Origin of the sequence: Asticcacaulis excentricus (assembly GCF_003966695.1) — a bacterium.
Classification (GTDB): Bacteria; Pseudomonadota; Alphaproteobacteria; order Caulobacterales; family Caulobacteraceae; genus Asticcacaulis; species Asticcacaulis excentricus_A.
This window is the reverse complement of record NZ_AP018827.1, coordinates 2284694-2304471: the sequence shown is the minus strand read 5'-3', so window position 1 is coordinate 2304471 and position 19778 is coordinate 2284694. Positions and strand designations below refer to the sequence as shown.

Here is a 19778-nt window from a genome sequence, read left to right as displayed (position 1 = left end):
TAATCAAACTCAATACTTAACGCTTGATGTTCAGCAACTCTTGCATCATCTCATCGGCCGTGGTGATCGTTCTGGAATTTGCCGAATAAGCGCGTTGCGTGACGATCAGGTTGGTAAATTCTTCGGACAGATCGACGTCTGAGGCCTCAAGCGTCCCCACCCCCAGCAGCCCGGCCCCGGAAACGCCCGGCACCTTCAGCGTCAGGGGACCGGAGTCATTGGAGACGGTGTAGGCGTTACCGGACACCGGCGTCAGGCCGTCGGCATTGACGAAGGTCGCCAGAGCCAGTTGCGCGATGTCGCGCGTCGATCCGTTCTTGAAGATCGCCGTAACCAGCCCCTCCTTCGAGATCTGCACCTTGTCGAGACCAGAAAACGGCGTGCCATTGGCATCAACGCGATTGGTGCTGGCAGAGTTGAGCTGCGTCAGCCCCCCCTGCTCGCCATTGAATTCGACCTTGACTGTTTGAGCGGCGACGCCGATGGCGCTGTTCCAGTTGAAGCTGAGGTTCAGAGCGGTGGAGCCCGTGGAGGTGCCCGTCGAATCCAGAATATCGCTCAGCTTACCCGACGAATTATAAACCAGACGCCCGCGTGAAACGATCCCGTTGGTGGACGCGGCGGTCGCCGGTGTCACGGTCGAGTCCTTTACATCCGGCGACCACACTTCATAGGCCCAGGTATTGGCGGCGATGGGCGGTGTCGCCGTCGGGTCCGCGGCCAGCTTGATCATCGAAACGGTCAGCTTGCGCTCGCCGCCCTGACTGTCCGACACCGGAATGGTGATTTCATAGTCCGGACGGGTGGAGGTGGTCGTATTCGGGGCAGAGGCGTCGTAGGCCGCCATCGGCAGGGTGGTCGGGCTGGCCGCGTATTCATCGGCACGATCCGAAACCGCCTGATTGGCATTCAGATTGCCGACAATTTCGGCAAAGGTGGTCGGTTCGATCTGTGCCGCAATGTTTTCGACATTGATCGTGCGCAACTGGCTGAGGTCCGCCGCCGACAGGGTGGGGCTGCCGCCCGCCGCGATGGGCCAGCCCTGAAGATAGAGGTTAGAGGCGTTGCGCAGATAGCCATCTTCATCGGCAAAGAAGGAGCCGTCGCGGGTAAAGAGGCGGGCGTCTTCGTCGCTCGGAACGGACGACTGTGTGGTGATGAAGAAGCCCTGACCGTCGATCCCGAGATCGAGCTGGCTCGACGCCTTTTGCAGGGTGCCGAGCGTCGAAATCATGTGACGGGTCGTTGAGGTCACCCCGCCGGCATTATAGCCCGTGGGCGTTGAGGACGCCGTGACGATCGACTGAAAATCCGTGCGCACGCGCTTATAGGCGGTGGTGTTGGAATTGGCGATATTGTTGGAAATCGCCGACAGGGCATTGGAATTGGAGGCCAGACCGGCAACGCCGGCCTGCATGGAGGCGCTCAGACTCATAGTTCAGTCTCCAGACAAAAACGCAGGGAAAGGGAGAGGACGGGATCAGGCATCGGCGGTTTCACGCACGCCGGTGACGTAGGACATGGGGATCAGCGAGTAGCCCATACGCAGGACGATCTCGCCATTGATCAGTTCGGTGGCATCGACACGCTGCTGAACGGAAACGGCATTGGAAATGGCCGTGCCATTGGCCCCGGTGGCGGTGACCTTGAGCGTGTAATTGCCCTCCTTCACCGTGGCGCCGGTCGAATCCTTGCCGTCCCAGGTGAAGCTGTTGTCACCCTTTTTGAGTTGGTCAGAGGTGCCTTTCCAGACGGTTTTGCCATCGGCATCGAGCACCTCGACAGCCACCTGTGACGCTGAGTTGGCCAGGTCGTAATGCCAGGTGAGCGGCTGGTCCTTGAAGGTCTGGGTGTCGATATCGGCCACGGCGGTCTTGCCGATCATATTGACCGAATTGGCCATATTGCCCGCCCCGAGGCCCACCAGCGACTTCAGATACTCGTTGGCTTTCAGTTGCTGTTCGACGCTGGTGTACTGGACAAGCTGGTTGGTCCATTGCGTGGAATCCATCGGCGACAGCGGGTCTTGATTCTTGATCTGCGCCGTCAGCAGGCCCAGAAACGTCTCATAGGTGGTGGCCAGCCCACCGGTTGTTGAGGGGGTAGAGGATGTCCCGCTGGTATTCGTGCCGGACGTATTGGATACAGACGTGACCATGACAGTTCCTTACACGAGCAAACTGAGCGAAAGGGTGCGCGCCGGGCCGTAGCCATCGGCAGACAGGCGGGCATAAGAGGTGGGATCGGCAGATGCGGCCAGAAGCTGCGCGTCGATGAGGCTATGGGCATCGGCGACCGTGGTATCGGCCTCCGGCACCGGTAATTCGTAGTCGGACGATTGCGAGGCCGTGTACTGACGACCGCGCCCCTGATCGCCGGAGGTAAAGCTCAGCGAGGCGTCATCCATCTGAAAGCCTGCCTGCTCCAGTTGGCGGCGCAGATCGTCCTGACGGCCTTTGAACTCGCTCTCGGCCACCGGGCTGTCGAAGCGCAGATGCGCCGTCAGCTTGCCGTCGTGGGCGATTTCCAGCTTCACCTCGACCTTACCCATATCGGTGGGGCGCAGCTCCATATCGAAGCTGGTCGATTTGCTGCCCAGTCGCCGCGTGATCTGGGCGCTGAGGGCGGCGATGTTTTCGGCGGCGTGGGCCGACTGGCTATAGGTGCGGACAGTGTCCTGCGGCGTCGGCGCGGGCGGCGTGAAACGCACCCCACTGTCGTTTTGCGGCAGGGTCTGGGCCTGAATCTGAGTGAGCGCCGGATTGGCGGCCTGTGAGGGCGGCTGGGCCTGCGCCGTCGTCGCCGGTGGGGCGCTGGTCTCTGAGGCGCCCTTCAGCGCGCCGGACAGGGTTTGCAGCGTGTCGGACAAAGACCGGGCCTCGGCCTTCGTCGCCGACGTCACAGAGGTTTCAGGGGCCTTATCCTTATCCGCCGTCGGCATCAGCTCATCGGACGCCGTGTCTTCGGTCCCCTCATCCTTTGTCTGGGGTGTGGTCTCTCCGGTCAGGGTCGGCAGGGGCAGCGCGCCCTTGACGAGGTGGGAGGCTGACGCCGAGGCCGCAGTAGCGAGCGTAGGCGCGTCCTGAAACGCAGGCGCGGTCAGACTCCCTTCGCCCAGTGCCTGAGGCACGGCGGTCGCGACCAGCGCCTCGGCGACCACGGTTTCCGCAGAGGCGGGCTGAGGCGCTTGCTGCCCCAGCAGCACGGCCAGCAGGTCGGGGCTCAGCTCCCCCGTCCCTTTTGCCGGTTCCGCCGTATCGTCAGCGGTTTCCGAAGACACGGTTTGCGGCAGCGGCCCGCCTTCGTCGGGTTGCACCGCCGCCAAAGCCTGCGTGAACAGGGTCGCCAGCGTCGCCTCCGCCTCGGCAGAAGGCGCAGCCGTGCCACCCGTCGCCACCATGGGGGCGCTCGGCAGAGGGGTCGCATTCGAAGGCAGCAGGTCTGCGGACAAAAGGAGAATCTTCGCTGAGGGCCGTCGCCTCCGTTCAGGGGCTGCGGCTGAGATCAGGCGAACGCCTTTTGCGTCCGGACATCGTCATCCGTTGATCGCAAAGGTCGTGCCAGAGCTTAAATAATTGCTTTTATTGACTTTAATAAATGGCGCCCGGCGTATTTTGCCGGGGCGATGCCCCCGCAGCCGGAACAAACTTGCCGAGGGACGCGCACTCTCTGCCGCCTGCCAGAACCGCCAGATCAGAGTGGCATCCTATTTGAAACCTTACTTTTAGTTTACGCATTGCGCCGCGCGCGGAAAAAAGCAAGTCAATGAAAAGTATGAATAAATTTTTCACCCTGGTCCGAAAAGGACGGCAAATTCTGCCGCTCGTCGGGCAAGGCTTGCCTAAACCGCCTCAGCGGGAGGCCTGATCATGTCGCTCAACTCGATCCTCAATATCGGTGCCTCCGGCCTGATGACGGCGCAAAGCCAGTTGCGCGTCGTTTCGGACAATATCTCGAACGTCAATACACCGGGCTATATCCGCAAGGTGGGCACCCAGCAGGCCAGCGTCATCGGCGCTCAGGGGGCGGGTGTCATGGCCGGTCAGGTCACGCTGGCCGCCGACAAATATCTGCAACAGGCGGCCGTGCGGGCCAATTCTTCCGCTTCGCAGGCCGAGGTTTTCCACGATCTGTTCGACCAGATTCAGTCGCAGTTTGGCGACCTGACCGACAAGAATGGCCTGTTCAATCTCGGCGACAAGGCCCTGTCGGCGGCCGGTACCGCGGCAGAAACGCCAGCGTCCAGCGCGGCGCGTCAGGAAGTGCTGTCGGCGCTTGAGAGCTTTTTCGACGAGAGCCAGCGTATCTCCGGAGAAATCCAGAACGCCCGCGCCAATGCCGACAGCCGCGTCGCCACGACGATCAAGGCGATCAATGACCTGATCAAGAACATTTCGGACCTCAACCCGACCATTTCGCAGGCCAATGTCAACGGCAGCGACGCTTCGGGGGCGCAGACCAAACAGACGGGCTATATCGACGAACTGTCGAAGCTGATCGATGTCGAGGTCAGCACCAACAGCAATGGCGGCGTGACGGTCCGCACCACCTCAGGCATGGTGCTGGCGGGCGATCAGCGGGCGGCCCTGTCCTATCAACCGACCAACCCCGTCACCGCCGCGACGAACTTCAACCCGATCATCGTCACCGGTCCGAACGGCGAAAAGCGCGATTTCTCCGAGCATATCAAGTCCGGCGAACTGCGCGGGCTTCTGGACGTGCGCGACAAAGAGTCCAGCGCCGTCAGCGCGCAACTGTCCGAATATATGTCGGTCTATGCCGATCAGCTCAACGCCGCGCACAACGCCGCCTCCGCTGTGCCCGCCCCGAACTCACTGACCGGAAAGGCGATGAACCAGACGCTGGCCGAAGCGCTCAACGGCTTTGCCAATGCCGCCGGTACAGGCAGCGGCACGACCAATCTGACCGTGCTCGACAACACCAACAAGATTGCCAGCAAGGTCGCCCTGACCTTCAGCCGCGACGCCTCCGGCAACAGTCAGGTGTCGATCAATGGCGGGACGGCGGTGCTGACCTCCGACCCGACCCTGCTGTCGCAAATCAATACGGCCCTGAATGGCACCGCAACCCTCAGCTTCGCCGACGGCAAGCTGAGCTTCGCCGCTACCAACAGCACTTATGGCGTGGCCATCGGCGACGACCCAACCAGCCCGGCCCTCAAAAACGGCAAGGGCTTCTCGCACTTTTTCGGCCTGAACGATCTGGTGCGCAGCGACGTGCCCTTAGACTACGCCACCGGTCTGACGGCCAGCTCTGCCCACGGTTTCGACAGCGGCAGCGTGACGTTCAACGTGATGAACAGCTCGGGGTCGCGCGTGCAAACCGTGGACATCGCCTTCCCGGCGGGTGGCACTATGGCGGATCTCGTCAATACGCTGAACGACACCTCCAGCGGGCTGGGCCGTTATGGCACCTTCTCGCTCAGCACCTCGGGCGAACTGACCTTCCGCGGCTTTGGCAATCCGGCCAACAGCCTTGGGATAGCCGAAGACTCCACGACGCGCCTCGGCACAGGCGCCTCGTTCAGCCAGATGTTCGGGCTGGGCGGGCTGGCGGCTGAACGCACGGACAGCCTAGCGCTCGACCCGACCATCGCCAACAATCTCGACCGCCTGTCGATGGCGACGCTGAACCTTTCGGCGGCTTCGGGAACACCGGCGCTGGTGGCCGGGGACGGCAGCGGGGCTCAGCGTCTGGCGGCCATCGCTACCAAGAGCGTCACCTTCAAAGCGGCCGGGACCAATGCGGGCGGCAGTTCGACCCTCACCCGCTATGCCGCCGACCTCGCCGGACAGGTGGGGGCCACCGCCGCGACGGCCAAGTCGCGCATGGACGGGGCCAACGCCCTCGCCGCCGAAGCCACCTCACGTCGCAGCGCCGCCGAAGGCGTCAACCTCGATGAAGAACTGATCAACCTGACCACCTATCAGCAGGCCTATTCGGCCTCCTCGCGCCTCATTCAGGCGGCGAAGGAGATGTACGATGTCCTGTTCAACATGTTCTGAGGTAAATACTGATGCGTATCTCTACCGGTCAGATATGGGGCAACGCCCTGTCGAACCTCATGCAGGCGCAAATCCGCAAGGACGAGGCCAATAATCAGCTATCCACGCAAAAGGTGGCGACCGATTTCGCCGGCTATGGCCGCGGGGCGGAAATCATCGCCGCCTATCAGTCATCGCTGGAACGCATCACCGGCTACAGCCAGGTGGCGCAAAGCGTGTCTGACCGCCTCGACAGCCAGAATGTCGCGCTGGAACGCGCCAGCGACGGCATTGCCACCGGTAAGGATGGCCTCATGGACGCCATCGCCAGCAAGTCGTTGGATGGGCTGACCACGGTGCTGCAATCGAGCTATATGGCCTTTGCCGACGGTCTGAACTACAAACATCAGGGCACCTACCTGTTCGGTGGCGGCAATGAGGACGAAGCCCCGCTGGCCGCCACTTCGCTGAGTGATCTGGCCGCGACCGCCTCGGCCGATACGTTCAAAAACGGCAGCGTGAAAAAAGCCTCAAAGATCGATGCCACCACCACCCTGCAAACCGGTATGCTGGCCAGCGAAATTGGCGCCGAAGGCGTTACCCTCTTTCGCGAAATGAAGGCCTTTATCGATGCCAATGCCCCCATGCAGGGCACGATGACCGATGCGCAGCAGGCCACGCTTCAGGGCTTCGCGACACGCATGAATGCCGCCTATACCAAGATGGTGGACCATACGGCGCTCAACGGTACGTTCCAGAATCGCGTCGAAAATACCCTGAAGTCGCTGGAAGGTCAGGAAAGCAGCCTGAGCAATCTCATCTCGAATAAAACCGATATCAACATGGCCGAAGCCTATACCAAGCTGGAACAGGCGGACCTGACGGTGCAGGCGGCGTCGCAGGTGGTGGCCAATCTCAAGTCGGTGTCCCTGCTCGACCTGCTGAGATAGGCGCGCTCACCGCTTTGTGAATTTATCCACAAGGCCGCAGGGTCTATTATAAGGACGTGGTCAGCCACATCCAAAGACCCCGCGCGGGGCCATCTGAATGTTGTGCCGTTTACGCCTGGGTCTGAAGGCCTTGAGATGAAAACCCGGGACGCCCTCCCGCCGGATCGTCGCCCCAAAGCCTTCGCACCCGCGCCTGAGCCGCCCATTCGGGATGAAAGCAAAAAGGCCCCGTCTTCCGGCGGGGCCTTCTGTTTTGAGCGGAATGATTTCTGATGGAATCATTCCGCTCAAATAGTTGCACCGCCCCCTACTCTTTTGGCGGCAAAAGCCTTATTTAGCGAGCCATGACCGCCTCTATACCCGCCTGCCCTGTGCCCGTTTTTGATACCGCCGATCTGGGCGAAGCGATTGCGCGCGTGCGCCACAGCGTCGGCCTGCCGCAAGGCGCGCGCGTCGTCGCGGCCATGTCAGGCGGTGTGGATTCGTCGGTCGCCGCCGCCCTTTTGCACGCCGCCGGCTATGAGGTGATTGGCGTCACGCTTCAGCTTTACGACCACGGACAGGCGCTGAAAAAGACCGGCGCCTGCTGTGCCGGGCAGGACATCCACGACGCCCGCATCGCCGCCGAAAAGATCGGTATTGCCCACTACGTGCTGGACTATGAGAGCCGCTTCAAGGACTCAGTGATCGAGGAGTTTGCCGACTCCTATCTGCGCGGCGAAACCCCGGTGCCATGCATCCGCTGCAACCAGACGGTCAAGTTCCGCGACCTGCTGGACGTCGCCCGCGATCTGGGGGCTGAGGCCATGGCCACCGGCCACTATGTCGAACGCCGCGACACAGGCAACCGCGCCGAACTTCGCCGCGCCGTCGATCGCAACCGCGACCAGTCCTATTTCCTGTTCGCCACCACGCGCGAGCAGCTCGATTTCCTGCGCTTTCCGCTGGCCGATATCCCCAAGCCGCAGGTGCGCGACATTGCCCGTCAGATGGGGCTTAACGTCGCCGCCAAGCCGGATTCGCAGGACATCTGCTTTGTGCCGGAAGGCAAGTACACCACCCTGATCGACCGGCTGCGCCCGCAGGGCCGCGAAGCCGGCGATATCGTGCACCTCGACGGGCGCGTTCTGGGGCGGCATCAGGGCATTACCGGCTATACGATTGGTCAGCGGCGCGGGCTCAATATCGCCGTGGGCGAGCCCTTGTTTGTCATCAAGCTCGATGCCGGGACGCGCCGGGTTATCGTCGGCCCGCGTGAAGCGCTGAACACGGCTGCCCTCGTCATGAAGGAAACCAACTGGCTGGGTGATCACGAGACGCTGGAAACCGCCGCCGCCGCCCACCTGCCGGTGCTGGCGCGCGTGCGTTCGACCCGCCCGCCGGTCCCGGCGCGGCTCAACCTGCATGAGGGTCAGGTCGAGGTGGTGTTTGACGCTTCGGAAGAAGGCGTCGCCCCCGGTCAGGCCTGCGTCCTCTATGATCCGGCGGACGAGGACCGCGTGCTGGGCGGCGGTTTTATCGAGCGCACCCGCGCGGTAGACTTAGCGCCCTAGATCATTATGTTTTTTTGATGAAAACATAATGATCTAGACCTTGTTTAGTCCCTCGCCGGGCGGTGGCTTCGCCACCTTGGCCGCCGCCTCAATGGCGGCTTGAGCGGACTGATTCCTGTAGAAATCATTCCGCTCTAATCGACAGCCATACCTTTACGGGCATAGAGTTCCGACAGGGTCATACCCCGGCCGTCTTCGCGCGCCTTCAGCACGCTGTGTTCGCCGATCATCTCACCGCAGGCCTCGCATTTGGGCTGGGTGATAAAGAGGCCCTTGCAGTCGTCGTGAACCAGTTCAAAGAAGGGACCGTCGTCGTCATCATAGACGTGCTGACGCCCCCAGCCATAGAGCGCGACCAGAACGCCCTTGAGACTGCGCCCCTTTTCGGTCAGCACATATTCGTGGCGCAGCGGGCGTTCGGAATACACCACGGCCTGCATCAGGCCCAGCGCCACCAGACGCTTCAACCGCGCCGCCAGCACATTGCGCGCCACGCCCAGGCTCTTTTGCCATTGCTCAAAGCGGCTATGCCCCAGAAAGGCATTGCGCACGATGAGCAGGGTCCACGGTTCTCCGACAATGTCTATGGCCGCCGCAATGGCGCACCTTTCGCCGGAATAGTCAGCCGATCGTCCCATAATTTGTGTCTTTTCTTCTGTGCGACATCAGCCACGACGTCGCCACACCCCATGTCCAAAGGCTTACGGACAGGGGGTTGATGAAAACCTAAAATTCAGGGCTAACAAGGCCTGAGAATGCGATTAAATCTAAAAAACGGGACTATCTAAAGCGTACCGGTATTTAGGCACCAGAGCATTGTTTTTGCTTACGGATTAAAGGCAAACAGGGTCGCCACGGCGCGGCTTAAACGCACCTCATCGCTGTGGACAAAGTCCTGATCGAAGGCCTGACCGTTCCAGTGCACCAGTACCGTTACGCCGTCGTCCAGAGACAGGATCAAACCGTCGGTGTGGGTTTCGATATCGCCGTTGCAGTGGTCGGCAAAGCTACCGCAATCGACGGCATAGGTCGCCGCCGGGGCACGCTGCACCTGTGCGGCCAGACGTGCATCCAGGCTGATCACCTTGACCTCTTCGCCACGACCGAGACGCATATAGACGGCCTGACGGTCGCCCTCTTCGGCGCTGAACACCACGTCGTCGATACGGCCATCACCGTCAAAGTCGCCCTTGAGCGAGGTGGACAGACCGTTAAAGGGGGCCTTGGACACATCGGTGCGCAGATCGGCGGCACCCGCAGTGCCCGCTAACATCATACCCACCATCGCGACTGCCAGTGCCCGCATCATCGTCTCCGCCTCTGTGCAGCGCTGTTATCCCGTATGGGTACAGGATGGGCTGCGTGTCCTGCTTCCAAGCAGGAACGGTGCCAACCACTGCCACAAAGGTTAACGGCGGTAAAGACCTTTCGTTAACCAAACACGGGATTGAGACGATTAGGTTTTTCGCTGGATCATTATGATTTCTGGTCGAAACATAATGATCCGGATTTGTTTAGCCCCTCGCCGGGCGGTGGCTTGCGCCACCTTGGCCGCCGCCTCAATGGCGGCTTGAGCGGAATGATCCCAAAAAGATCATCCCGCTCTGATACGACGCAACGCGGTTAACGCTGTGTGTACCGTGCAGGGACGTGTTGCACGTCCTTTGTCCGGATTTACGGCTTGAGCGGGATTTCGCCGATGACCACCGGAGCCGGGGTATCGCGGCGGATATTGCCCTTATCGTCAAACTCCGACCACTGACTGCGCGCGACAAAGACGAAGCGGTCACCGATCACCTGACCGCCGCTCGGCTCCTCAAGGTCGGGGTGTCCGCGCAGCAGGACCTCGGCCTTTTCCACCGCGCTCCAGTCGGCACTCATCCGCAGGCGCAGGATACGGTTGGGTTTAAAGCCGTTTTGCACGGCAATCAGGTCGTTGCCGTAACGATATAGCCCGTCAATCCCCAGAAGCGCCGCCCCCGCAGGCGCAACCAGCCGCGTCAGGGTCCCCTTGCCCAGATCGACGCGGTAAAGCCCCGACGCATAGTCGGCAACGATCAGCGCGCTGGCGTCAGCATTCTCCACAAGCCCCTGCGGTGAGCCGAGATAGCCTTCGGGGATCAGCACCTGTAGCTTGCCCTGATAGCCGGTCAGGCGCAGCACCTCCCCCGTATTGCCATCGGACACATAGAGGTCTTCCTTACCGGCATACAGGTCGGCCAGCCGGCGGTCCGGCCGCTTGTCTTCGAACTGCGCCAGTATCTTGCCCGTGGCCAGATCGACCTTGATCAGCTTGGAGACAATCCTGGCATCGGGCGCATAGCCCACGGTCTGACGCGACGCCGAGGTCGAGGCCCACAGAACGCCATCCCTGACCGCGATAGCATTGGCGGCCACACCCGCCCGCAACGACAGGCGCTTGTCTATGCCCGCGTCGGTAATGGGCCCGACGACGCCGTTGCGCAGGCTGGTGGCCCAAAGCGTCCCGTCGTCAAGCACCGCCACCCCTTCGACCAGATTGAGGCCGGTCAGGCGGTTGAGCGTCTTCAGGCTGCCGATGCGCGCCGTATTGGCGGCCTGAAGCGATTCCAGATCGGCGTCCCAGATCGCGTTGAATTCCGGATAGCGCCCCAGATCGAGCACCAGACCCCGCTTCAGATAGTCGATCAGCGCCGCCCGCGCCGCCGGTTTGCGCTTCAGTTCCAGCGCCGCCTGCGCCTTCAGCAGCAGGACCGACGGCGAATCCGGCAAAATCTCACCGGCCTTCGTCAGGCGGTCGAGCGCGGTCTGACGATCATCCTTTTGCAGGGCGGCCATGCCTTCGGCGCGCAGGGCATGAAAGCGGCCAAGGTCAGAGGCCGGGTCAATCTTTTGCGCGGCGGCGGGGCCCGCCACTACCGCGGCCAATACCGCCAACGCGATCAGGGACGTCTTCATCCGGTCCTCTCTCATCCATTCAACCCGACGAAAACCTAACCGTCTGCTCCGGGGACGACAAGTTTCAACGGCAAGGCGGTCGTGGTTTTCACCGAGCGGATGACGATACGACTTTCTATGGCGGAAACGAGGTCAGAGGCCAATAATTTGTCGCGCATGAAGTCGTCATAGGCGTGCATGTCGCGCGTCACGATACGCAGCATGTAGTCTTCACGCCCGGTCACCGTGGCGCAGGAGACGATTTCCGGCCATTCGGCCAGCCGCGCCTCAAAGGCTTCGAGGTTTTCGCGCGACGGCAAAGACAGCTTGACCGCCGCATAAACCTCAAAGCCCAGCCCCAGTTGATCGGGCTCCAGCAGCGTCACCCGCTTGCGGATAACGCCTATATCTTCCAGCCGCTTCAGACGCCGCCAGCACGGCGAGGGCGACAGATTGACCTTCTCGGCAATCTCCGCCACCGACAGGTTGGCATCTTCCTGCACCAGGGTCAGTATCCGCGCATCCAGTTCGTCGATATCAGCGGACACCTTTGCCCCCTCGCCTGCATTTTGTGAAAAGTCATTTCCATAAAAGCGCATTGTGCAAAAAAATCCACCCTTATTCCGCTGACTGACCGTCTGCGCGACGAGAAAACCGTCCCTTTCGGGTGCGAGGCCTTTTCGTGGCACACACACCGGAGTACACCGGGGCAAAGGGAGCCACTCATGCGTATTGTCAATCTGATGCTGGCCAAGGGACGCGGCGGGCTGGAAAGCATGGCCGTGCGCTATCACGAGGCGCTGGTGGCCGAAGGCTTTGAGGTGCTGAGCATCGGTCACACCAGGGGCGTGCTGGCCGAAAAGGTCAAACCCGAACAGTTCGCCCGCCTCAACAGCGGCTTTACCGGTGACCCGCTGGCGGCGCTGCGCCTGAAAGCGCTGGCCAAACGCTTTCAGGCCGATCTGATCATCGCCCACGGCAACCGCGCCATCGCTCTGGCCGGGCACCCGCTGGCGGGGCTGGGTCGTCAGACTTTGGGGGTGGTGCACAATTTCCGCTTCAAGCCGGGCCTGACCAAACTGCGCGCCGCCATCGCCGTGTCGCCCGCCGTTCAGGCCGCCATTACCGCCCGTTACCCGCGACTTGAGACCTACCTGCTGGAAAACTTCACACCGCTGGTCATGCACCCGGTCAAGACCTTTCCCCTCGATGCGCCGCGTATCGGCTCGCTGGGGCGGTTGCATGTCAACAAAGGCTTTGACGTGCTGATCCGCGCCGCAGGTCTTCTGCGCGTCCGTGGTACTGAGGTCTCCTTGCGCATCGCCGGAGACGGCCCGGAAAAGGCGGCGCTGGAGGCGCTGATCACCGAACTGAAGCTGGAAGACCGCGTCACCCTTCTGGGTTGGATCGAACCGCCGCATGACTTTCTGGCGTCGCTTGACCTGTTCGTCCTGTCGTCGCGCGTCGAGCCCTTCGGTCTGGTGGTCGCCGAAGCCATGGCCGCCGGCGTCCCCATCGTCTCCACCCGCATCGACGGGCCGCGCCATATCCTTCAGGACGGCGAACTGGCCACCCTGATCCCGCCCGAAGACCCGCAGGCTCTGGCCGACGCCCTTGAGGCCGTCCTGCAGGACTGGCTGCCCATCCTCGACCGCGCTTTTCAGGCTCAGGCTCACGCGCTGGAAACCTACGGCCTGATCGCCGGTCGCGCGCGCCTCAAAAGCCTTATCAACTCATTTCACCCGGAAAACTGAAAAAGCGCACTTGAACCCCCGGCTCAATTTGGATATAGCGGGCGCCTTCCCAAGGCGTGGACCTTTGTCCGCCTGCGGAAACCCGGCTGGTTGGGTAGCTCAGATGGTTAGAGCGGCGGATTCATAACCCGCAGGTCGGCGGTTCGATCCCGCCTCCAACCACCACCTTCTTCTTCAAAAAATCTATGCATGGCTGTCGCTCGCATCCCTGGCACGGGTAGCCATCCTGTCGAATGTGATGTAACTACCCGAACCCTTTTTTACGCCTCTTGATTTTTAGAACCCCATGACCCCTGCCCCCCATGCCGAGCTATTGTCCGAAGTGATCGACCTGATCTTCCCGGACGCCCTGCCGACCCCGGCCGAGCTGGAAGCCCGTTACCCTCCGCGCGACCTGCCGCAAGGGGCCATGGTCACCCGCGTCGGCCCCAGCCCGACGGGCATGATGCACATTGGCACCCTCTATGTCGGCCTGCTCTCGGAACGCTTCGCGCAACAAAGCGGCGGCGTCTTCTTCCTGCGCATCGAAGACACCGACAAGAAGCGTGAGGTCGAAGGCGCCACGGACTTTATCTCCAGCGCTTTTGAGCATTTCGGCGTCGTCGTAAACGAAGGCCGCGACGTTCAGGGCATCGAACACGGTGCCTATGGCCCCTATACCCAAAGCGCCCGCATGAGCCTCTATCAGGCCTATGTCCGCCACCTGATGCAGCAGGGCAAGGCCTATCCCTGTTTCTGCTCGCCCGAAGAACTGGACGAACTGCGCACGCGCCAGCAACTGCGCAGCGTCGCCCCCGGCTATTACGGCGACTGGGCCATCTGGCGTCACAAGCCGCTGGAAGAGGCACTTGAGGCCCTTAAGGCGGGCAAGCCCTATGTGATCCGCTTCCGCTCGCCCGGTAATCCGGCCGAAAAGGTCGCCGTCACCGATCTGATCTTCGGTGAGCGCACCTTCCCGGAAAGCGATCAGGACATCGTCATCATGAAGTCCGACCGCCTGCCGACCTACCACCTCGCCCACGCCGTCGATGACCACCTGATGCGCACCACCCACGTCATCCGCGGCGATGAGTGGCTGGCCTCGCTGCCGACGCACCTGCAACTGTTTCAGTCGCTGGGCTGGACGCCCCCGACCTATGCCCATATCGCGCCGATCAACAAGCTGGACGGGTCGTCCAAGCGCAAGCTGAGCAAGCGCAAGGACCCGGAAGCCAGCGTCATCTACTTCATGGATCACGGCTATCCCCCCGCCGCCCTGATCGAATACCTGCTCAACCTGGCCAACTCCAATTTCGAAGACTGGCGCAAGGAAAACCCCACCGCCGATTACCGCAGCTTCCCGCTGTCGTTCGAGCGTCTGGCCAAGAGCAACGGACCGCTGTTCGACTTCACCAAGCTCGATAACATCAGCCGCGACATCGTGGCCCGCCTGAGCGCCGACGAGGTCTATGCGCAGATCGTCGAATGGGCCAAACAGCACGATGCGCCGTTCGCGGCGGTGCTGGAGGCCGAAAAGGCCTACGCCACCGCCATCCTGTCGATCGAGCGCGGCGGCCCCAATGCGCGCAAGGACATCGCCAAATGGCAGGACGCCAGGGCCCTGATGGCCCCCTTCTTCGATTCCGAATTTACCTCCACGGCCGAAGACGCGCTGAGCGTTCTGGGCCATCGCACCGCCGAAGAGGTGCGTGAGATCGTGAGCGACTTCATGGGCGTCTATGACGAAGCCGACAGCAAGGAAGCGTGGTTCGATAAGGTCAAGACCATTGCCCGCGACCGCGGCTTTGCCGAAAAGGCCGGCGATTACAAGCGCAACCCCGAACTCTACAAAGGCACGGTCGCCGACGTGGCCAAGATCTTCCGCGTCCTGCTTCTGGGCCAGCCGCAAACGCCCGACCTGCATGAGGTCATGGCCGCGATGGGCCGCGACCGCGTGATCAAACGCCTGACGCGCGTGTAGTCGTCTGACACACATTGCCACCCCGGAAGGCCCGCCTGCGAAGGTGGGCCTTTTTAATTGTCTCCCCCCTGTTTGGAGCGATGTACGGAACCGCCCTCCCTTACACCTTTCGGCTTGCGCGGTGTGGCGCCCGCGGTCAGATCGCCTCCCTTACACCTCCCTGCACTTCAGTGCGGGGAGCCGGGCGGCCGGTGCCGGGGACCGCACAACTGAGCGCAGCGAAGGCGATGCGGGGGTGGGGTGAGGCGCAACGTCCACCCGCGCCGGTGTTGAAACTCAGAAAGCCCCCCCACCACCACATCTCATACCAACGGCCGAAGATGCTGACCGCATCCGGCCGTTGAAGAAGCGAGAATTTCTCATATGTGTCAGTGACATGAGAAATTCTCGAATGGAATACCAAGAGTCATTTTCAATGACCCTTGGTATCACCTGTCTTCGCTTAGGCTCAGACAGGCTCGTGCGGTCCCCCCTCCCCAGTAAACTGGGGAGGTATAAGGAAGGGCGATCCCCCAAGGTTGGCAGGCGGGTGTCCGGGTGGCGCGGGACGGTGGCTTTTCTTGCCCTCGGTCCCTGCGTTGCGGGGAAGGTTCCACTTTCTTACACCTCCCCAACTTGTTGGGGAGGGGGACCGCACGAGCCGCGTTTACGCGGTGAGATGCGGTGGTGGGGGTCTTTCTTTCCCAAAGCCCGCCCGCTGACATTTGCAAAACCCCGCGTCAGGCCCCACTCACGGTGGCGGAGTTGGGGGCTGTGTCTGCGTCCCTTGCTGGCGCAATTGCGCCACCAGTTGCGCCGCTTTCGACGGCTGCGGCGTCAGACCGGGCAGAGCCGCCGGAGCGCGGGGCGCGTTCGGCTGAAACCCAGGCCCCGCAGCCGCTACCGGCGTCACCCCCGGCACAGGCAGGGGACGATCAACCACCTTGGAGACCATCTTCGCGGCCTTGGTTGCCACCGACGGGCTCGCCACAGGCGAAGCCTTCGCCGCCTCAGGCGTAACCCCTCGTGGCGCAGGCGCTGGCACCGCGTCGGCTTGAGGACGCGGCGAGGTGGCTTCGCGTTTCGCCGCCTCCCACCACGGCCCCAGCTCGGTGCGGCGCGCCTGCGTCCACTTCAGCGTTCCGGCCAGTGAGACGCGCGCCTTGAGCGCTTCGTTGTAGTGCTGCGCCCGTTCGGCCTCCAGCTTGCGCGGATCAGGAGCCTGTGTCTCGGCGCGGTCGCAGCGGCTATAGATGCGCTCAATGACCGCCGCCACGCGCACCGCGCGCTCAACGCCCTGCATGTCTTCGGGATCGTCCAGAGCCTCGGCGCGCAGCAGCATCCGGTCGGCAAAGGCGCGCAAACGGCGGCGCCGAGCCTCCGGGCTTAGTCTCTCCTCTGTGCTGTGCGTGTCCAAAGCCATGCCCACAGGATGCACCGGCTTTCAGCGAGGGGGATAGATTGACGTCACTTTTAATGACGTCTTGCGGGATGAGATTCAATCCAGCCCTGAGGTCCGGACCCAATAAGCGGGTTTTCATGAGTGGGATGTTGGAAGCGATACTTTCGTTGTTCCTCCGGGAGGCTCTGGAGGTGGTCTCAGAGGTCGATGGCGCATTCAACCACCGGGTGACTGTTTGCCCCTAGTATCGTGAATTTGAAGTTCGCTTCATTCTGATATCGAGAGCCGGGCGAACTTCAAATTCAAAAACGATACTAGATACAATAATTTGCTAGTGTCCTGTTGAATCTGAAATTCGCCAGAGGGCGATATCAAGCGCATGCGAATTTCAGATTCAGGACACTAGAACGATCATCAAGCTTCCCGACATGGTGTCCAAAACCGTTCCGAAGACGTGGAATTATCGTTTGATGGAGCAGGGTGGTGTAGCCGTAGTTGATTGCCTTTGAGGGGCATATTCGCAAATCATTGGATTTAAACGCAAAAAACCCGCCTTGCGGCGGGTTTTGAAGCTGATTGGTGCCCAAGAGAGGACTCGAACCTCCACGACCGTTAAGCCACTGGTACCTGAAACCAGCGCGTCTACCAATTCCGCCACCTGGGCACTTATAATCAGGCTGCGTTCCGATCTTGCGACCGGAGGCCGGTGAAATACAGAGAAGGCCGGGGCAGGTCAATGGCCTTTTTGAAAGTTTTTTACATTTCCACAGATGACTGCGCGGAAAATGGCGGGCGCTGTGCCCGTCAGGGATTGCGACGCACAAGCCCATGCGCTAATTGAGGGTTTACAAACGGGTGCCGCCCCAAAGGCATCCGCGCATCCGAGGTTTCCATCATGTCTCAACTGTCCTCCAGACTGGTCACCGTGTTCGGCGGGTCGGGCTTTGTCGGCAAGCAGGTCGTCCGCGCGCTGGCGCAAAAGGGCTGGCGCGTGCGCGTCGCCGTGCGCAAGCCGACCTATGCCTACGATCTCAAGCCGCTGGGGACCGTGGGGCAGATTCAGGTCGTGCGCTGCGATGTGCGCAAGGAGGCCGAGGTGCAGGCCGCGCTTAGCGGCGCGTCGGCGGTGGTCAATCTGGTCGGCATTCTGTATCAGACGCCGGGCGCGTCATTCGACGCCGTGCACCGCGCCGCTTCGAAAGCCATTGCCGAAGGGGCCGCGAAGCTGGGTATCACGGACTTTGTGCAGATGTCGGCGCTGGGGGCGGATGCCAAATCCTCATCCAAATACGCCTCAACCAAGGGCAAGGCCGAAGAGGCCGTGCGCGCTGCCATTCCGTCGGCCGTGATCGTGCGCCCGTCGGTGATCTTCGGGCCGCAGGACGGCTTCTTCACCGGTCTGGCGGAGCAGATCAAGACCTTCCCGGTCATGCCCTCGATCGGTGGCGGCAAGACGAAGTTCCAGCCGGTCTATGTCGGCGACGTGGCGCGCGCCATTGCCGATACGCTGGGCAATCCGGCCTTTGCGGGGCAGACCTTTGAGCTGGGCGGGCCGGAAACCTTCACCTTCAATGAGCTGATCAAATATGTCGGCGAAGAGATTCAGTCGCCGCGCGCCCTCGTCTGGATGCCGTTTGCGGCGGCCAGCCTGATCGGTCTGGTCGGTGACCTCAGTTCTTTGCTGATCAAGCCGCTGCTGACGTCGGATCAGGTGTTGCTGCTGCAAAAGGACAATGTGGCGTCGGGCAAGCTGCCGGGCCTGCGTGAGCTGGGCATCGTGCCGACGGCGGTCGAGTCGGTGGTGCCGTCCTATCTGTGGCGCTTCCGCAAGAACGGTCAGTTCGCCGAATACGCGGGCTGAGGCGGTCACAGGATAGTTTGAGAAAAACCCTTCGGTTGCGCCGGAGGGTTTTTTTATGGCCGCGACTGCGCAGGCGCTACGGAATCGAGCCATTCCAGCGCCTTGGAGGTGCGGTCAAAGGTCAGGATCTGCCCGTGCGTATAGGCTTCGTCAAAGACGCGGGCGCGCACTTCAAACAGCACTTCGTTGGTGATGACGGCCACCTTGTTGCAGATGTCCATGCCGGCCGTTTCGGCGTGCCACCACGCCAGCAGCCGCTCCACCTCGCCATAATCATAAAGCCCCGTCGCGCGGCGGTAATCGAAGATTCGGCGATAGGTCCAGGCGGAACGGTTGGCCTTATAGCCCTCGATGATCAGGTCGGTGAGACGCGCACTGTCGATTTCGCCAAGGACCCGAAAGGTCATCAGCTTGCGGTCAGGGTCTATGTCGATTTCCAGCACGGTGAGCGTCCTCGTCTGTTTTTTTGGCCGCTGCCCGTGCGGGGTACAGATAGCGACGTTTGATACAGAGTGGACACAAAAAAACGGAAGTCTGTAAAGCAAAATCTTGGGATCAATACCCCAGCGACAGCAGGATCAGGCCGAGGCCGCCGACCACAATGCGCCAGATGGCGAAGATGCCGTAACCGTTCTTCGCCACGAAGTTCAGCACCGCCTTGACCACAATCAGCGCCGTCACAAAGGCCGCAATAAAGCCTACGGCGACCAGACCCATGTCGTTGAAATTCATCTGGTTATGGGTCTTGTACACGTCATAGGTAAAGGCCCCCAGCATGGTCGGCATGGCGAGGAAGAAGGAAAACTCCGCCGCCGCCTTCTTTTCGACGCGGCACAGCATGGCCCCGATGAGGGTCGAGCCTGAGCGCGACATGCCGGGGATCATGGCCAGACACTGAAACACGCCGATGATCAGCGAGGTTTTGAAATCGATGCGGAAGGCGTCGCCCTTGTCCGGCACCGGCGCGTACCTGTCCACCAGCCACAGGATGATGCCACCGACGATCAGGCTGAGGCAGATCAGGCGCGGGCTTTCGAACAGCACGCTCTTGATGAAGTCGTGGGCCAGCACGCCAATGACCAGCGCCGGAAAGAAGGCCACAAGGATAGACACCGCAAACCCACGCGATTCCGGCGAGGTCGGCAGGGTGATCAGCACGTTCCACAGCTTGTTGAAATAGAGGCTCAGCAGGGCCAAAACGGCGCCCAACTGGATCAGCACGGCGAAGGTGTTGCTGGGGGACTCAAAGCCCAGAAAATGCGACAGAAGCAGCAGGTGGCCGGTCGAGGAGACAGGAATATATTCGGTCAGGCCTTCGACGAAACCGAGAAACAAGGCAATCAAATAGTCCATAAAATCGGTCCGCAAAAAAAAGGCTTAAATGAACGAAATATGCTA

General features: G+C 61.5%; 16 protein-coding genes and 2 tRNA genes. 7 read left to right on the top strand and 11 right to left on the bottom strand.

Features of this window, described 5'->3' with window-relative positions; genetic code table 11:
* Positions 1-16: 16 nt before the first annotated feature.
* The 3 genes from EM6_RS10595 to EM6_RS10585 are packed head-to-tail and all read right to left on the bottom strand — an operon-like array spanning position 17 to position 3451.
* Complete coding sequence (locus tag EM6_RS10595) at positions 17-1435, bottom strand: flagellar hook protein FlgE (protein WP_126422618.1); 1419 nt, start codon at positions 1433-1435, stop codon at positions 17-19.
* Between the two features lie 45 nt (positions 1436-1480).
* A complete protein-coding gene (locus EM6_RS10590) occupies positions 1481-2158 on the bottom strand; it encodes a flagellar hook assembly protein FlgD (RefSeq protein ID WP_126422616.1) in 678 nt (225 codons plus the stop codon).
* Positions 2159-2167: 9 nt separating this feature from the next.
* Entirely contained in the window at positions 2168-3451 is a 1284-nt protein-coding gene (locus tag EM6_RS10585; protein ID WP_126422614.1) for a flagellar hook-length control protein FliK, read from the bottom strand.
* A 418-nt stretch (positions 3452-3869) separates the two neighbouring features.
* On the opposite strand from EM6_RS10585, the gene flgK reads away from it, so the two are divergent.
* The 3 genes from flgK (at position 3870) to mnmA (ending at position 8508) form a co-directional block, all read left to right on the top strand.
* Positions 3870-6026, top strand: coding sequence for a flagellar hook-associated protein FlgK (gene flgK, locus EM6_RS10580; protein ID WP_126422612.1), 2157 nt, complete (start codon positions 3870-3872; stop codon positions 6024-6026).
* An 11-nt stretch (positions 6027-6037) separates the two neighbouring features.
* On the top strand, positions 6038-6955 hold the full coding sequence (locus tag EM6_RS10575; protein WP_126422610.1) for a flagellin: 918 nt from the start codon (positions 6038-6040) through the stop codon (positions 6953-6955).
* Positions 6956-7299: 344 nt separating this feature from the next.
* On the top strand, positions 7300-8508 hold the full coding sequence (gene mnmA / locus EM6_RS10570; protein ID WP_126422608.1) for a tRNA 2-thiouridine(34) synthase MnmA: 1209 nt from the start codon (positions 7300-7302) through the stop codon (positions 8506-8508).
* A gap of 134 nt (positions 8509-8642) precedes the next feature.
* Here the strand turns inward: mnmA and EM6_RS10565 are convergent, their stop codons facing one another.
* The 4 genes from EM6_RS10565 to EM6_RS10550 form a co-directional block, all read right to left on the bottom strand.
* Complete coding sequence (locus EM6_RS10565) at positions 8643-9146, bottom strand: winged helix-turn-helix transcriptional regulator (protein WP_126422606.1); 504 nt, start codon at positions 9144-9146, stop codon at positions 8643-8645.
* 188 nt (positions 9147-9334) lie between these two features.
* On the bottom strand, positions 9335-9784 hold the full coding sequence (locus tag EM6_RS10560; RefSeq protein ID WP_126422604.1) for a hypothetical protein: 450 nt from the start codon (positions 9782-9784) through the stop codon (positions 9335-9337).
* A 398-nt stretch (positions 9785-10182) separates the two neighbouring features.
* Positions 10183-11445 (bottom strand): hypothetical protein, encoded by a 1263-nt coding sequence (locus tag EM6_RS10555; RefSeq protein ID WP_126422602.1) that lies wholly within the window; start codon positions 11443-11445, stop codon positions 10183-10185.
* A gap of 35 nt (positions 11446-11480) precedes the next feature.
* Positions 11481-11972, bottom strand: coding sequence for an Lrp/AsnC family transcriptional regulator (locus EM6_RS10550; RefSeq protein ID WP_107877430.1), 492 nt, complete (start codon positions 11970-11972; stop codon positions 11481-11483).
* Between the two features lie 177 nt (positions 11973-12149).
* On the opposite strand from EM6_RS10550, the gene EM6_RS10545 reads away from it, so the two are divergent.
* From EM6_RS10545 to gltX, 3 genes are all read left to right on the top strand, one after another.
* Positions 12150-13178, top strand: coding sequence for a glycosyltransferase (locus tag EM6_RS10545; RefSeq protein WP_126422600.1), 1029 nt, complete (start codon positions 12150-12152; stop codon positions 13176-13178).
* 88 nt (positions 13179-13266) lie between these two features.
* Positions 13267-13343 (top strand) — tRNA-Met (locus tag EM6_RS10540).
* Between the two features lie 121 nt (positions 13344-13464).
* A complete protein-coding gene (gltX, locus tag EM6_RS10535) occupies positions 13465-15138 on the top strand; it encodes a glutamate--tRNA ligase (RefSeq protein WP_126422598.1) in 1674 nt (557 codons plus the stop codon).
* A gap of 730 nt (positions 15139-15868) precedes the next feature.
* Here gltX and EM6_RS10530 read toward each other — a convergent pair.
* Together EM6_RS10530 and EM6_RS10525 are read right to left on the bottom strand one after the other, a co-directional pair.
* Positions 15869-16480, bottom strand: coding sequence for a hypothetical protein (locus EM6_RS10530; protein ID WP_126422596.1), 612 nt, complete (start codon positions 16478-16480; stop codon positions 15869-15871).
* Between the two features lie 616 nt (positions 16481-17096).
* Positions 17097-17183 (bottom strand) — tRNA-Leu (locus EM6_RS10525).
* A gap of 231 nt (positions 17184-17414) precedes the next feature.
* Here EM6_RS10525 and EM6_RS10520 point away from each other — a divergent pair.
* On the top strand, positions 17415-18380 hold the full coding sequence (locus tag EM6_RS10520) for a complex I NDUFA9 subunit family protein (RefSeq protein ID WP_126422594.1): 966 nt from the start codon (positions 17415-17417) through the stop codon (positions 18378-18380).
* A 53-nt stretch (positions 18381-18433) separates the two neighbouring features.
* Here the strand turns inward: EM6_RS10520 and EM6_RS10515 are convergent, their stop codons facing one another.
* Both EM6_RS10515 and EM6_RS10510 read right to left on the bottom strand, forming a co-directional pair.
* Positions 18434-18823 carry a hypothetical protein gene (locus EM6_RS10515; RefSeq protein WP_126422592.1) on the bottom strand — a complete coding sequence of 130 codons (390 nt, stop codon included), beginning with the start codon at positions 18821-18823 and terminating at the stop codon, positions 18434-18436.
* Positions 18824-18935: 112 nt separating this feature from the next.
* Positions 18936-19733, bottom strand: coding sequence for an undecaprenyl-diphosphate phosphatase (locus tag EM6_RS10510; RefSeq protein WP_126422590.1), 798 nt, complete (start codon positions 19731-19733; stop codon positions 18936-18938).
* Between the last annotated feature and the right edge of the window lie 45 nt (positions 19734-19778).